Here is a 12,989-nt window from a genome sequence, read left to right on the forward strand (position 1 = left end):
ACGGTGGGGAATAGTATCAGGTGCGCCGATCGGCTGCAGCCGCGTTCGGCTGACGGGCGTCAAGGCAAAGCGCCCGCCGTGTCGTCACGGCGGGCGCTGTGTGGCGGGAAGGGCGGGGCTCAGCCCAGCAGCATCGCCGGCAAGCCGGTGACCAGGGCCGGGAAGAAGGCCATCAGCACGCAGGCCAGCACGATCAGGGCCACGAAGGGCAGCACCGCCTTGTAGAGATCGACGATCTCCACCCCCTTGGGCGAGACCCCCTTCATGTAGAAGAGCGCATAGCCGAACGGCGGCGTCAGGAAGGAGGTCTGCAGCACCACCGCCACCATCACCACGAACCACAGCACGTCGACGCCCATGTCGGCGACGATCGGCAGCATGATCGGGAAGCTGAGCAGCACGATGCCGGTCCAGTCCAGGAACATCCCCAGCACGAACACCAGGAACAGCATGAAGATCAGCGCCCCCACGGTGCCGCCGGGCATGGCCATCACCAGGTCGTTGATCACCGTCATGCCGCCGCCCCGGGAGAAGACCCCGGTGAAGGCGGTGGCGCCGACCAGCACCAGCATCACCATGGTGGTGGTCTTGCCGGATTCGACCAGGGTCTTGAAGCAGGTGCTCGGCTTGCGGTCGCCGAAGATCACGAAGAGCAGGAAGGCGATGCCCACGCCGATGGCCGAGGCCTCGGTGGCGGTAGCGATGCCGGTGAACAGCGAGCCTAGCACGCCGAGGATCAGCGACATGGGCGGCAGCACATACTTGGCCAGCATGACCAGCAGCTGCCCGGTGGAGACCTCCGCGCGCTCCGCGGCGGGCACCGGCGGGCCGTAGCTCGGCTTGACCAGGCAGATCACCAGCACGTAGAGGGCGTACATGGCGCCCAGCATCACGCCCGGCACCAGGGCGCCGGCGAACAGCGCGCCCACCGAGACCGGCGAGTAGCTGGCCATCAGGATCAGCATGATGCTCGGCGGGATCAGGATGCCCAGGCAGCCGCTGGCCATGATCACCCCGGTGCTGAGCTCCTTGTTGTAGCCGTACTTGAGCATCGGGGCGAGCGCGATCATGCCCATCACCGCGATGGAGGCGCCGACGATGCCGGTGGTGGCGGCCAGCAGCACCGAGACGATGACCACGGTGAGCGCCAGGCCGCCGCGCAGGTTGGCCAGCAGCAGGCGCATCGCCTCGAACATCTTCTCGGTGACCCCCGAGTCGTTGAGGAAGCGCGCCATCAGCACGAAGAGCGGGATGGCCACCAGGACATAGTTGTCCATGGCGTTGCCGTAGATGTTGTTGATGATGCTGCCGAGCACGCGCTCGCCGGGGCCCAGATAGGCGCCGATGACCGCCACGCCGCCCAGCACGAAGGCCAGCGGGTGGCCCATGAACAGGCCGATCAGCAGCCCGCCGAACATCACCAGGGTGAGCAGTTCAGGACTCAGGTTCATGCGGCTTCCTCACGCAGCTGCTGGATGGCACGGATCACGATGGCAACCGCCTGCAGGCAGATCAGGAAGGCCGCCACCACGATCACCCCCTTCACCGGGTAGACCGGGATCGACACCACCCCGTAGGTGGTCTCCAGGCGGCTCCAGGAGCGCATGAAGAAGCTCCAGCCGAGCGTCAGCATCATCCAGATGAAGGGCACGAAGAAGATCAGGTAGCCGAGAATTTCCAGCGCCGCCTGCTTGCGGCGGGAGAGCAGGCGCTTGAGCACGTCGACCTCGACGTGGGCGTGATGGCGCAGGCCGTAGGCGGCCATCAGCATGAAGTGGGCGCCGAACAGCATCTTGGTGATATCGAAGGCCCAGTCGCTGGGGCGCCCGGTAAAGAAGCGCAGGGCGATATCGTAGAGCACCACCAGGGTGATGACGGCGATCAGCGGGGCGATGAGCCGCCCGAACGCCTCGTTGAGCGTATCGATCGCCTTGGCAATCGCATTCATGGGAACAGTCTCCGACGTCGGAACGCAGGCCGCCCCGGGCAGGGCCGGGGCGGCTTCGGCACGCCTTACAGGCAGGCTTCGATCTCTTCCAGGGACGGCAGATTGTCCATGGTGCGGCTCATGTTGAAGGGCGCGGAGATGTCACGCCAGGTGGCGTAGTGCTCCAGGTAGCTGACCATGGAGTGGTAGACCTTGGCGTGGTCCGGGTGCTCGCAGGCGCCGCGCACGATCACCTCGTTGGTGATTTCCTGGATGCGGTCGAGCTCCTCCTCGGAGAGCGGGTGGATCTGCACGCCGGCCTCGATGAAGTTCTCGGTGCCTTCGGTGGAGCCGCGCTCGGACCAGGCCAGGGACCAGGCCATGGTGGCATCGGCGGCGATCTTCAGCTTCTCCTGGGTCTCCTCGGAGAGGGCGTCCCAGGCATCCTTGTTGATCATCACGCCGAACACGCTGGCGGACTGGTGCCAGCCGGGCACCGACCAGTGCTCGACCACCTCGGCGAAGCCGGCGTTGTAGTCGACGCCCGGGGTGGAGAACTCGGCGGCGTCGACCACGCCGCGCTCCACCGCCTGGTAGATCTCGCCGCCGGCCAGGTTGACCTGGGAGCCGCCGAGCTGCTCGAGCACGCGTCCCTGGTCGCGGCCGGAGAGGCGCAGGCGCTTGCCGTCCAGGTCGGCCAGGCTCTCGATGGGCGTGCGGCCCATGAAGCCGGACTCGTTGTTGGTGATGCCGTAGGGCAGGTAGACCATGTTGTACTGGCCGTAGATCTCCTGGTAGAGGTCCCAGCCACCCCACTGCTGGATCCAGTTCAGGTAGTCGACGCCGTTGAAGAGCATGGTGGTGGTGGCCAGCGGCGAGAAGGCCGGGTTGCGGCCCGCCCAGTAGCCGGGCCAGTCGCCGGCGGCCTCGATGCTGCCGGTCTCGGTGGCGTCGAACACCTCGGTGCCGGGCATCAGGGTGCCGCCGGCGCGGAATTCGATCTGCAGCTCGTCGCCGGCCAGCTTGTTGACCAGGTCGGCCCAGTGGCGGTCGATCTGAATCAGGTCCAGGCTGTCGGGCCAGGTGCTGGTCATGGTCCAGCGTTCCTGGGCCTGGGCGGTGGTGGAGAGGGCGGCGAGCGCCACGCCGGCGGCGAGGCCAGTGAGGGCAAACTTGGTCATCTTCTTCATGGAGTGCTCCCTGTGCGGGTTATTGGTGTTGGTCGAGAAGACGTATCGAGTGCCGGAGCCGGCCCCTATTGTGTAACGATGGCGGGGCGGCGGCGCCTGCGGCCCGTGGTTGACCGGACGGGCAGGCTCGGCAGCCATGCCAAGCTAGCACGCTGCCGCTGTCATAATCGATAGCCTGCTGGCGACAGGGGGCGATCTGCCTGGATGGTGGCTGACAGAGGCGATGTTTCAGATTTTTTCTATTACTATTAGTGCTTTATATGTATTTCCTGTTGGCTTTTGCGGGGCCGGCAGCGTTGAATGAAGAGTCGCGGTGCGACCAAGGTCGTAGCCGTCCCGGGAGGAACGGCAAGCCGCACCTCGCGGCAAGCGCGCCGTCGAGAGATCCGGGGGAGACACGCAGTGGAGCAGGCCGTGGAGCAGATCGTGGAGCGGGCCGCCGACCTGGCGCGACGGCGCTGGCGCGGCCTGGTGTGGCTGACCGGTACCGCCGATGCCTGTCGCGAGGCGGCGCTGGCGCTATGGAGGGCCGGGCCCTGGCAAGCGCCGCTGTGGGTGGCCGCCGAGGCCCCTCCGGGGCTGGCCGGAGATGCCTGCCTGGCTCCCGGGCGGGCCAGGAGCCGCCTGGGCGGCGAGCAGGACCTGCTGGTGGTGGATGTGGTGTCCGCAGGCGCGGGCTTCGATCCCGATGCCTTCGGCGCCCTGGCCGGCACCCTGCGCGCCGGCGGGCTGCTGGTGCTGATGACCCCGCCCGACTGGGGGGCTCACCCCGATGCCGACTACGCCCGCCTGGCCGAGCACCCGTTCCTGCCGGAGCGGCTTACCGCCCGCTACCTGGGGCGGCTGGCTCGCCTGCTGGCGGCGGCTCCCGAGCCGATCCGCTGGCGGGCGGGGGAGGCACCGCTGCTGCCGCCCCTTGCCGAGCCGGCCCCGCAAACCTCGGCTCCCGGGCAGAGCAACCAAAGCGCGGATCCCGACTGCCTGACCGACGACCAGGCCGAGGCGGTGGCGCGCCTGGTGCGCCAGCGTCGGCGGCGCCCGCTGGTGATCACCGCCGATCGCGGGCGTGGCAAGAGCGCGGCGCTGGGCATCGCCTGCGCGCGACTGCTGGCCGCCGGCGAAGCGGAGATCCTGGTCACCGCGCCGCGGCCGGCGGCGGTGGAGAGCCTCTTCGAGCGCCTCGCTACGCTCTGCCCGGCAGGCGAGCGCCAGGGCCTCGACTTCCGGCTGGGCGATCGGCGGGTGCGCTTCGTGGCACCGGACGAGCTGACGCGACTGGCCCAGGCGGGGGCGGCCGGCGGGGCCGGGGCTCGGCTGCTGGTGGACGAGGCCGCGGCGATACCCGCCGCCCTGCTCGGCGAGTGGCTGGGTGCCTTCCCGCGCATCGCCTTCGCCACCACGGTGCACGGCTACGAGGGCTCCGGGCGTGGCTTCGCGGTGCGTTTCCTGCCGCGGCTGGCTCGCGAGGCGCCCAACTGGCAGGGCCTGCACCTGGGCGAGCCGATTCGCTGGGCGGCGGATGATCCCCTGGAGGGGCTGGTCAACCGCCTGCTGCTGCTGGGCGCCGAGCCGACGGGGGCCCCGTCTGATGGCGACGTCGTCTGGCAGCGGGTGCTGCCCGCCGAGCTGGCCGAGGACGAGTCCCGGCTGCGCGCCCTGTTCGGCCTGCTGGTGCAGGCCCACTACCGCACCACGCCGGCGGACCTGCGCCGCCTGCTGGATGGTCCCGGCGTCGGCATCGGCGCGCTGATGGTCGACCGCTACCCGCTGGGCGTGGTGCTCACCGGCGACGAGGGGGGCTTCGATGCCGAGCTGGCCGAACGGGTGGCTCGCGGCGAGCGCCGCCCCCGCGGACACCTGATGGCCCAGTCCCTGGCCGCCCACGCCGGCAGCCGCGAGGCGCTCACCGCCCGGCTGCGTCGCGTGGTGCGCATCGCCGTGGCCCAGCCTCAGCGACGCGCCGGGCTGGGCCGGCGGCTGATCGAGGCGGAGGCCGAGCAGGCCCGCCGCGACGGCGTCGATCTGCTGGGCGCAAGCTTCGGTGCCGAGCCTGGGCTGCTCGCCTTCTGGCGCTCGCTCGGCTTCGCCACCCTGCGCCTGGGGCTGACCCGGGAGACCGCCACGGGGGAGCATGCGGTGATGGTGGCGCACCCACTGACCGAGCGGGGCGAGGCGCTGGTGGAAGGGCTCGCCGCACGCTTCCGGCGCGCCCTGCCGGGGCTCTTGGCCTTCGAGCTTTGCGAGCTTGCCCCCGAGATCGCCGCCGCCCTGCTGGCGGAGGGGGAGGGGCCGGCGCTGGACGCCGCCGACCGCCGCGACGTGGAGGATGTGGCCTTCGCGCAGCGCGAGCCGGCCCTGGCCCGTCCGGCACTGCAGGTGCTGGTGCGCCACGCCCTGGCACGGGGCGTGCCGGCCGGTGACGCCTCGCTCTGCCTGCTGGTGGCCTGGGGCTTCCAGGGGGCGAGCAGCGAACGTCTGGCTGCCCTGCTCGGCGTCACCGGGCGCCGCGAGGTCACCGCCCGGCTGCGCCAGGCCGCGGCGGCGCTTATTCAGTGGTGATGCTCCCTGGTGCGTCGACGCTGTTCCGGCGACAGTTCTACGAGGGGGCGCTGTGAATACTTCCCTGTACGCTACCGATGCCATCCCTGGCATAGGACCCCCTCTACGAACTGTCCCCGGCGCGTCGGGGACGACAAGGCTTGCCGAGAGGCCACTTCCCCTGCCAGCACCGGCTGAGTAAGGTAGGCCGGTTATCGCAGAGCAGACACCTCATGAACGAACATCTCGAAAGGCTCGAGCCGCAGCCGCTGTGGCGCCACTTCCGCACCCTGTGCAACACACCGCGCCCCTCCGGGCACGAGGCGGCGCTGGTGGCGGTACTTGAGCAGTGGGCCGAGGCCCGGGGCCTGGCCCACGACCGCGACGCCTTCGGCAACCTGCGCCTGCGCAAGCCGGCCACGCCGGGCTGCGAGGGTGCACCGGGGGTGATCCTCCAGGCCCACCTGGACATGGTGCCCCAGGCCAATGCCGGCTCCTCCCACGACTTCACCCGCGACCCGATCCAGACCCGCATCGGCGACGACGGCTGGCTGCGCGCCACCGACACCACTCTGGGCGCCGACAACGGCCTGGGGGCCGCCGCGGCGCTGGCCATCCTCGAGGATGACACCCTGGCCCACGGCCCGCTGGAGGCGCTCTTCACCCTGGAGGAGGAGACCTCCATGGGCGGGGCGCTCAACCTGGCCGAGGGCTGGCTTGCGGGCCGGCTGCTGCTCAATCTGGACTCCGAGGATCGCGGCGAGGTCTATATCGGCTGCGCCGGCGGGGCCGACGTTGTGGTGGAGGCGCAGCTGCCGACGGCCTCCATCGGCGAGGGCGAGGCGGCGATGCGCCTCTCGCTCACCGGCCTCAGGGGCGGCCACTCGGGCATGGACATCCACAAGGGGCTGGGCAACGCCAATCGGCTGCTGGTGCGGGTGTTGCGCGCTCTGGAGGGTTGCGAGGTGCGCCTCGTGGACTATCACGGCGGCACGCTGCGCAACGCCTTGCCGAGGGAGGCCTTCGCCACCCTGGTCCTGCCTGCCGACCAGCGCGAGGCGTCACTGGCACGGGTAGCGGCGCTGGAGGTGGAGCTGCGTGCCGAGCTTGCCGGGGTCGACGATGGCCTGGTGCTGGCCCTCGAGCCGGCGGAGCCTGCCGCTGGCGAGGCGCTCACCGCCCAGGCCAGCCATCTGCTGGTGGCGGCGCTGCATGCGGCCCCCTGCGGGGTGGAGCGCATGAGCAGCGAGGTGTCCGGCGTGGTCGAGACTTCCAACAACCTGGGCGTGGTCAGCCTCGAGGCCGGGCGCTTCCATCTCTGCGCCCTGGTGCGCTCGCTGCGCGACAGCGCCACCGCCGACCTGGCCGACCGCTTCAAGGCGCTGTTCGAGCTGATTGGCGCCCGGGTGCGGGTGGAGAACGCCTACCCGGGCTGGACGCCCCAGCCGGACAGCGACCTGCTGGTCCGCTTCCGGCGCCTGCATCGCGAGCGGCTGGGCAGCGATCCGGCGGTCAAGGTGATCCATGCGGGGCTGGAGTGCGGCATCCTCGGCGGCAAGTATCCGGCGCTCGAGATGATCTCCTTCGGCCCGCTGATCCGCGGGGCTCACTCCCCGGACGAGCGGGTGGAGATCGCCTCGGTGGCGGAGTTCTGGGACCTGCTGCGGGCCCTGGTCGAGGACCTGGCCCGCGAGGGTCAGTGATTGACCTGGATGCGCACCGCCGGGTAGCCGCCCACGGTCACCAGCGGGATGTCGGTGCTGCCGCGATGGTAGTACCGATGGTCCCGGCGGGGCTCGCGATAGCGGGGCGGCGAGGAGTAGTAGTGGTGCTCCACGACGCGGCTCGGGGTGCGGTGGCGATGCTTGGCACGCTTGGCGGCCTTGTAGCGCTTCTGAGCGTGGTGTCGGCCGCGGTCGGCGCGACGGTCATGGTGATGGTAGTGGTGGTGCACCTGGGGCTGGTAGCCGCCGTGACGGTGGCGGTCGGCCATGGCAGGCAGGCTCATGGCGAGTGCCAGAGCGGCCATCAGGGTGGCCAGCAATAGTCGGTTCATGATGTTTCCTCCATGTCGGGCCGGGGTGGGGCGCGTTCCAGTGCCCATGGAGGCAGTATATCGCCGTGTTCATGGGCGGCCGCCCGCCCGGCGGGCATTGCCCAATCTCTTCATATTCCCCCGGGGGGTGACCGCAAACGCCGACACCGCCCGAAGGCGGTGTCGTCACGTCGCCAGCCGGCGTTCCGGCTGTCGGTCGCGGAAAGGCTCAGCCGAGGTGGGCGTTGAGCATCCAGATGGTCTTCTCCTGCTCGCGGATATAGTCGCCGGCCTGGGCGGCGGTGCCCTCGTCGTCGGCATCGGAGGCCAGGGAGAGGATGTCCCGCTGCAGCTCGATCAGGGTCTGGAAGCCCTTCAGGGTACCGCGTACGCAGGCCTCGCCGTCGGTGACGTTCTTGTCCTCGGCGATGCGCGACATGGTCACGTAGTCGCTGTAGGCGTGCACCGGCTGGTGGCCCAGGGTCAGGATGCGCTCGGCGACCTCGTCCACCTTGGTCAGCAGGTCGGTGTAGAACTCCTCGAACTTCTCGTGCAGCTGGAAGAACTGCGGCCCCTTCACGTTCCAGTGGTAGCCGCGCACGTTCATGTAGAAGATCTGGTAGTTGGCCAGCAGCTCGTTGAGCTTCTCGGCCAGCTGGCTGGCGCTGCCTTCGTGCAGGCCGATGGAGTTGGTGTTGCTCATGCGGATACCTCCTTGATCGCGATGGAGAGAGTGTAACCCGTCGCCATGATGGCGGTGGAGCCACTGGTGAACATGGCCACCATAGCCGATCTTCATGACATGCAGGCGGGCCAGGCGGGTTTCAAGTGAGCTGGATCAACTCCCGGCTGCGGTGAACAGTCGCAGCGTGCTCTCGGCGCGGTCGGCGAGCAGCTCGGCGCATCGCTCGAGTGCCTCGTCCAGCGCCATGGGGCCATCGGCCAGGGCGAAGGCGGCGGTGACGCCCTCCTCCAGGGCGGCCTGCCAGCCCGGCGCCAGGCGGCCGGCCAGCACCACCACGGGGACGCCCCGGGCTCGCGCCGCCCTGGCCACGCCCACCGGGGTCTTGCCGGCGAGGCTCTGGCCGTCCAGCTGGCCTTCGCCGGTGATCACCAGGCCGGTGCCCTCGAGCAGCGTCTCGAAGCCGGCCTGGGCCATCACCAGCTCGATGCCCGGGCGCAGCTCGGCCCCCAGGAAGGCGCGGGCGGCAAAGCCCATGCCGCCGGCCGCCCCGGCGCCGGGCAGTTCACGGTGCTCCTCGCCCAGGACCCCAGCGGTGACGTCGGCGAAGCGGGCCAGGGCGGCGTCCAGCCGGGTCACGTCCTCCGGCGAGGCCCCTTTCTGGGGGCCGAATACTGCGCTGGCGCCGCGCTTCCCCAGCAGCGGGTTGTCGACGTCCACGGCGGCCTCGACCTGCAGCCCGGCCAGCCGTGGGTCAAGCCCGGTGAGGTCGAGCTCGGCCAGTTCGGCCAGGGCGGCGCCGCCCGGGGGCAGGTCCTGTCCAGCGCTGTCCAGCAGCCGGGCGCCCAGGGCCACCAGCATGCCGGCGCCACCATCGTTGGTGGCGCTGCCCCCCAGGGTGAGCAGCAGCCGCTCGGCGCCGGCGTCCAGCGCGGCGCGGATCAGCTCGCCCACGCCATGGGTGGTGCTGTGCAGGGCGGTACGCTCGTCCGGGGCCAGCGCCTGGATGCCGCTGGCCTCGGCCAGCTCCACGAAGGCGGTGCGGCGCTCGGGCAGCCAGCCCCAGTCGGCGCGGGCGGGGCGCCCCAGGGCGTCCTGCACGGTAGCGGTGCGCCGCTCGGCACCGGTGGCGGCCAGCAGGGCGTCCAGGCTGCCCTCGCCGCCGTCGGCCAGGGGGCACTCGATCGGTTCGATCGCCTCCCCCAGGCGGCGGATGCCGCAGGCGATGGCGCGGGCCGCGGCGGCGGCGGGCAGGGCGTCCTTGAAACTATCCGGGCAGATGAGAATCTTCATGGGAGGCTCGCGGCAGGGGGTGGCCCTCAGCTTACCGCCGGGAGGCGACGAGCTGAAGCGGTGGCGTTCCCAGCCGAGGGCCGGCTGTGTACACTGCACGCCAGTGCATTCACGGGAGAGAGACCATGCTGCGGCCCCAGGTATGGAAGAAGGTGCGGGCGAGGGCGCCGGTCATCGGCCTGGCGGCGCTGCTGCTGGCCGGCTGCCAGACCGTCCCCTCCACGCTGCCGGTGGCGGAGCCGCGTCCGGCGGCGGCCTGCTCATGGCCCCTGGGGGAGCAGGCGCCCCGGGCGCTGCTGGGCGATGCGGTGGCGGCCCTGGAGGCGGAGGGCTTCCTGATCCGCCACACCGACCTGGCCCTGGGGCTGGTCAGCGCCGAGCGCACCCGCATCCTGCCGGGCTACGGGGACCGCTACGACCGCTGGGATCGCCGCGGGGTGTTCGGCGGCATCGGCGGCGGCCGCGGCGGGGTGAGCAGCGGCGTGATGATCGGCTTCGGCGGCGTGGGCAGCCTGACCCGGGACGCCACCCAGCTGGAGCGGGTCTCGCTGCTGGCCGGTGAGGGCGAGGTGCGGGTGAGCCGCGATATCCAGGTGATCGACTGGCGCGGCGAGCTGGTCGAGGCGCGCAGCGCCAGCACGACGGAGTTCTGCCGGGGGTTGCGCGACGCCATCGAGGCGGGAGGTCGGCCATGAGTCGCTGGCTTGCCGTGTCGCTGCTGGCCCTGCTGCTGGCGGGCTGTGCCACCTCGCCGGCCCGGGAGCCGCCTCGGGAGCTCGATTTCGCCTATGCCCCGGAGGCGACCCTGCGGGCCTCCGCCCAGGTGCTGATGGCCAACGGCTATGTGGTGCGCCATGCCGACGCCGAGCTGGGCCGCCTGGAGGCGGTCTTCTCCCGCTGGCCGGGCTACCGGGTGCGGGTGGAGGTCTCCGGCGAGGGCGAACGGAGCCGGGTGAGCCTCACGGCCAGCCGCGGCGGCCGACCCCTGCCGCCGCAGACTCTGGACCGCCTGCTGGTGGAGATGCAGGAGCAGCTGGGCATGTGGCGCTGATCACTCCCGGCTCGCGACCACCCCTGAAGAGACAACGCTGTAAACCCGAGAGACACCATGTTCGATGATCTGCGACGACACCTTGGCCTCGCCGCCGCGGCCCTGCTCTGCCTGGCCGCCAGCGGCCTGGCCCAGGCCCACCCCCACGGCTGGATCGACCTGCGCATGCGCCTGGTGGTGGATGACGAGGGCCGGCTCACCGGCCTTCACCAGTCCTGGCGCATGGACCCCTTCTACAGCCTGGTGGTACTGGAGGAGCTGGGCCAGGCCGGTGGCGAAGGCGGTCTCGAGGCCGCCCTCGACCAGCTGGGCGGCGAGATCCGCGACAACCTGGTGCCCCACGGCTACTACACCGAGCTGCGCCTGGGGGATGACAAGCTGACTTTCGATCCGGTCAACGACTACACCGTGCTGGAGCGCGGCGGCCGGGTGGAGTTCATCTTCCTGCTGCCGCTGGCCGACCCCCAGCCCCTGGCCGGCCGCACCCTGAGCTATCAGGTCTTCGATCCCACCTACTACATCGAGATGGTGCATGAGGACGACGACGGTGCGCCGGCGGAGGCGTCCCTGCGGGTCGGCGGCGAGCTGGACTGCGAGACCCGCATCCATCAGCCCAGCCCCGACCCCGAGCTGGTGATGCGCGCCGCCATGCTCGACGTCGACGACGAGGCCGAGCCGGGGCTCGGGCGTCACTTCGCGGAGACCGGGGAGGTGACATGCCGGTAGTGCTCAGGCGACTCCTGTGGCTGGCGGGGGCTCTGCTGCTCGCCCTGCTGGCCTGGCAGCTGGTGCTCCAGGAGGCCCTGCAGGGGCTGAGCCTTCAGCTGGTGGCCTGGCAGCGGGAGTTCCACCGTGCCCTGACCCTGGCCATCAGCGAGTTCTCGGGCACCCCGTCGTCCGCCGCCTGGTGGGGGCTGCTCGGCATCAGCTTCGGCTACGGGGTCTTCCACGCCGCGGGGCCGGGCCACGGCAAGGCGGTGCTGGCGACCTACCTGGTCACCCAGGGCGGGGCCCGGCGGCGGGCGCTGGGGCTCTCCTTCGCGGCGTCGCTGCTGCAGGGGGTGGTGGCCATCGCCCTGGTGGTGGTGCTGGTGCACGGCCTGGGCTGGGTGACCCGCCAGGCCATGGGCAGCGTGGTGTGGGTGGAGCAGGCCAGCTTCGTGATGGTGGCGCTGCTGGGGGTCTGGCTCTGCCTGCGGGCGATCCAACAGCTGCGGCGCCGGCCGGCGCCGATGGGCCACGCCCACGCCAGCGATGCTCATGGCCACTCTCAGGGAGATGGGCATCGCCACGATCATCACCACAACGATCATCATCAACACGATCATCATCAACATCAGGGCCATGACTGCTGCGGCGGCCACCACCATGTGGATCCGCAGCAGGCCGGCGACTGGCGCACCGCCCTGGCCACGGTGGTGGCCATCGGCATCCGGCCCTGCAGCGGGGCGGTGCTGCTGCTGGGGGCCGCGACCCTGCTCGGCCACTTTGCGGTCGGGGTGGCGGCGGTGATGGTGATGTCGCTGGGCACGGCACTGACGGTGTCCGCCCTGGCCCTGGCCAGCGTCTACGCCCGCGGCTGGGCGGAACGGCGCCTGGCCCGCCAGCAGACCCAGCGCGCCGGACGCCTGCTGGGCTGGGCGTCGCTTGCCGGCGGGCTGGCCATCGTGGCGCTGGGGGTATCGCTCAGCGTGACCGGCGCCAGCCAGCCTGCCGGGGTGCCCCTGCTGGGGGATCCCGGGGCACGCAGCGCCCCGGCGGCAAGCCCCTCCAGTGAGGGGGCGCCCTCTCGCCACCCCTTCGGCGGCTAGTCGCCCTCGAGGTCGAGCCCCTCCACCAGGGCCAGCACCCGGTCACGCATGGCGGCGAGCCCGTCCAGGTCGTAGCGGCGCGGCTCGCCCTGGCCCCATACCGGCCCCGGCCAGGCCTCGTCGCCCTGGCGGCGCAGCACCAGATGCACGTGCAGCTGCGGTACCACGTTGCCGAGGCTCGCCACGTTGAGCTTGTCGCCTCCCAGCAGCCCCTTGAAGGCCCGGCCGACCCGGCTGGCCTCACGCCACAGCTGCTGCTGGTCGGCCTCGTTCAGGTCGAATACCTCGCTTGCCCCGCGCCGCCGCGGGATCAGCATCAGCCAGGGGTAGCGAGTGTCATCCATCAGGCGCAGCTGGCACAGCGGCAGCTCGGTCACCGGATAGCTGTCTTCCGCCAGGCGCGCATCGAGCTCGATAGCGTCCATGTCCTCTCCTTTTCCATCACCGGGATTGCCGGTGATC

General features: G+C 71.0%; 13 protein-coding genes. 6 read left to right on the forward strand and 7 right to left on the reverse strand.

The window, feature by feature from the left end:
* Nucleotides 1-119: 119 nt before the first annotated feature.
* The 3 genes from HIR79_RS03460 to dctP form a co-directional block, all read right to left on the reverse strand.
* Nucleotides 120-1,451: a TRAP transporter large permease gene (locus HIR79_RS03460; RefSeq protein WP_169956853.1), complete on the reverse strand. Its 1,332-nt coding sequence runs from the start codon at nt 1,449-1,451 to the stop codon at nt 120-122.
* On the reverse strand, nt 1,448-1,948 hold the full coding sequence (locus HIR79_RS03465) for a TRAP transporter small permease subunit (protein WP_169956877.1): 501 nt from the start codon (nt 1,946-1,948) through the stop codon (nt 1,448-1,450). The genes HIR79_RS03460 and HIR79_RS03465 overlap by 4 nt, the downstream gene beginning before the upstream one ends.
* 65 nt (nt 1,949-2,013) lie before the next feature.
* Nucleotides 2,014-3,117, reverse strand: coding sequence for a TRAP transporter substrate-binding protein DctP (gene dctP / locus HIR79_RS03470; RefSeq protein WP_169956880.1), 1,104 nt, complete (start codon nt 3,115-3,117; stop codon nt 2,014-2,016).
* Nucleotides 3,118-3,531: 414 nt separating this feature from the next.
* Between dctP and HIR79_RS03475 the strand changes: the two genes are divergently transcribed.
* Both HIR79_RS03475 and HIR79_RS03480 read left to right on the forward strand, forming a co-directional pair.
* Nucleotides 3,532-5,676: a tRNA(Met) cytidine acetyltransferase TmcA gene (locus tag HIR79_RS03475; RefSeq protein ID WP_249322240.1), complete on the forward strand. Its 2,145-nt coding sequence runs from the start codon at nt 3,532-3,534 to the stop codon at nt 5,674-5,676.
* A 212-nt stretch (nt 5,677-5,888) separates the two neighbouring features.
* Nucleotides 5,889-7,358, forward strand: coding sequence for an aminoacyl-histidine dipeptidase (locus HIR79_RS03480; RefSeq protein WP_169956905.1), 1,470 nt, complete (start codon nt 5,889-5,891; stop codon nt 7,356-7,358).
* Here the strand turns inward: HIR79_RS03480 and HIR79_RS03485 are convergent.
* The 3 genes from HIR79_RS03485 to HIR79_RS03495 all read right to left on the reverse strand — a co-directional run bounded on the left by HIR79_RS03485 (nt 7,352) and on the right by HIR79_RS03495 (nt 9,665).
* Nucleotides 7,352-7,711 carry a hypothetical protein gene (locus tag HIR79_RS03485; RefSeq protein WP_162899991.1) on the reverse strand — a complete coding sequence of 120 codons (360 nt, stop codon included), beginning with the start codon at nt 7,709-7,711 and terminating at the stop codon, nt 7,352-7,354. The genes HIR79_RS03480 and HIR79_RS03485 overlap by 7 nt on opposite strands.
* A gap of 208 nt (nt 7,712-7,919) precedes the next feature.
* A complete protein-coding gene (locus HIR79_RS03490; protein ID WP_169956906.1) occupies nt 7,920-8,393 on the reverse strand; it encodes a Dps family protein in 474 nt (157 codons plus the stop codon).
* 135 nt (nt 8,394-8,528) lie between these two features.
* Complete coding sequence (locus HIR79_RS03495; protein ID WP_169956913.1) at nt 8,529-9,665, reverse strand: glycerate kinase; 1,137 nt, start codon at nt 9,663-9,665, stop codon at nt 8,529-8,531.
* A 125-nt stretch (nt 9,666-9,790) separates the two neighbouring features.
* Here HIR79_RS03495 and HIR79_RS03500 point away from each other — a divergent pair, with 125 nt between their 5' ends.
* From HIR79_RS03500 to HIR79_RS03515, 4 genes are read left to right on the forward strand one after another with little or no spacing between them, the layout of a single operon-like run.
* Entirely contained in the window at nt 9,791-10,360 is a 570-nt protein-coding gene (locus HIR79_RS03500; protein WP_249322241.1) for a hypothetical protein, read from the forward strand.
* Nucleotides 10,357-10,716: a hypothetical protein gene (locus HIR79_RS03505; RefSeq protein ID WP_169956923.1), complete on the forward strand. Its 360-nt coding sequence runs from the start codon at nt 10,357-10,359 to the stop codon at nt 10,714-10,716. Before HIR79_RS03500 ends, HIR79_RS03505 begins: the two co-directional genes overlap by 4 nt.
* A 57-nt stretch (nt 10,717-10,773) precedes the next feature.
* A complete protein-coding gene (locus HIR79_RS03510; RefSeq protein WP_169956960.1) occupies nt 10,774-11,442 on the forward strand; it encodes a DUF1007 family protein in 669 nt (222 codons plus the stop codon).
* Complete coding sequence (locus HIR79_RS03515; protein ID WP_169956970.1) at nt 11,433-12,527, forward strand: nickel/cobalt transporter; 1,095 nt, start codon at nt 11,433-11,435, stop codon at nt 12,525-12,527. Before HIR79_RS03510 ends, HIR79_RS03515 begins: the two co-directional genes overlap by 10 nt.
* On the opposite strand, the gene HIR79_RS03520 is transcribed toward HIR79_RS03515, so the two are convergent.
* The gene (locus HIR79_RS03520) at nt 12,524-12,952 is read right to left on the reverse strand and encodes an HIT domain-containing protein (RefSeq protein WP_169956998.1); all 429 of its coding nucleotides are present in this window, start codon (nt 12,950-12,952) and stop codon (nt 12,524-12,526) included. The two genes, HIR79_RS03515 and HIR79_RS03520, sit on opposite strands and share 4 nt — an antisense overlap.
* Nucleotides 12,953-12,989: the final 37 nt, after the last annotated feature.

The sequence above is a fragment of the Halomonas sp. PGE1 genome (assembly GCF_013000985.1).
Lineage (GTDB): Bacteria > Pseudomonadota > Gammaproteobacteria > Pseudomonadales > Halomonadaceae > Halomonas > Halomonas alkalicola.

Excerpts from the sequence above, each read along its gene's own strand:
- dctP (WP_169956880.1), bottom strand. The coding sequence starts at position 3,117 with ATGAAGAAGATGACCAAGTTTGCCCTCACTGGCCTCGCCGCCGGCGTG.
- HIR79_RS03510 (WP_169956960.1), top strand. The coding sequence starts at position 10,774 with ATGTTCGATGATCTGCGACGACACCTTGGCCTCGCCGCCGCGGCCCTG.
- HIR79_RS03520 (WP_169956998.1), bottom strand. The coding sequence starts at position 12,952 with ATGGACGCTATCGAGCTCGATGCGCGCCTGGCGGAAGACAGCTATCCG.
- HIR79_RS03505 (WP_169956923.1), top strand. The coding sequence starts at position 10,357 with ATGAGTCGCTGGCTTGCCGTGTCGCTGCTGGCCCTGCTGCTGGCGGGC.
- HIR79_RS03515 (WP_169956970.1), top strand. The coding sequence starts at position 11,433 with ATGCCGGTAGTGCTCAGGCGACTCCTGTGGCTGGCGGGGGCTCTGCTG.
- HIR79_RS03480 (WP_169956905.1), top strand. The coding sequence starts at position 5,889 with ATGAACGAACATCTCGAAAGGCTCGAGCCGCAGCCGCTGTGGCGCCAC.
- HIR79_RS03460 (WP_169956853.1), bottom strand. The coding sequence starts at position 1,451 with ATGAACCTGAGTCCTGAACTGCTCACCCTGGTGATGTTCGGCGGGCTG.
- HIR79_RS03490 (WP_169956906.1), bottom strand. The coding sequence starts at position 8,393 with ATGAGCAACACCAACTCCATCGGCCTGCACGAAGGCAGCGCCAGCCAG.
- HIR79_RS03500 (WP_249322241.1), top strand. The coding sequence starts at position 9,791 with ATGCTGCGGCCCCAGGTATGGAAGAAGGTGCGGGCGAGGGCGCCGGTC.
- HIR79_RS03465 (WP_169956877.1), bottom strand. The coding sequence starts at position 1,948 with ATGAATGCGATTGCCAAGGCGATCGATACGCTCAACGAGGCGTTCGGG.
- HIR79_RS03485 (WP_162899991.1), bottom strand. The coding sequence starts at position 7,711 with ATGAACCGACTATTGCTGGCCACCCTGATGGCCGCTCTGGCACTCGCC.
- HIR79_RS03495 (WP_169956913.1), bottom strand. The coding sequence starts at position 9,665 with ATGAAGATTCTCATCTGCCCGGATAGTTTCAAGGACGCCCTGCCCGCC.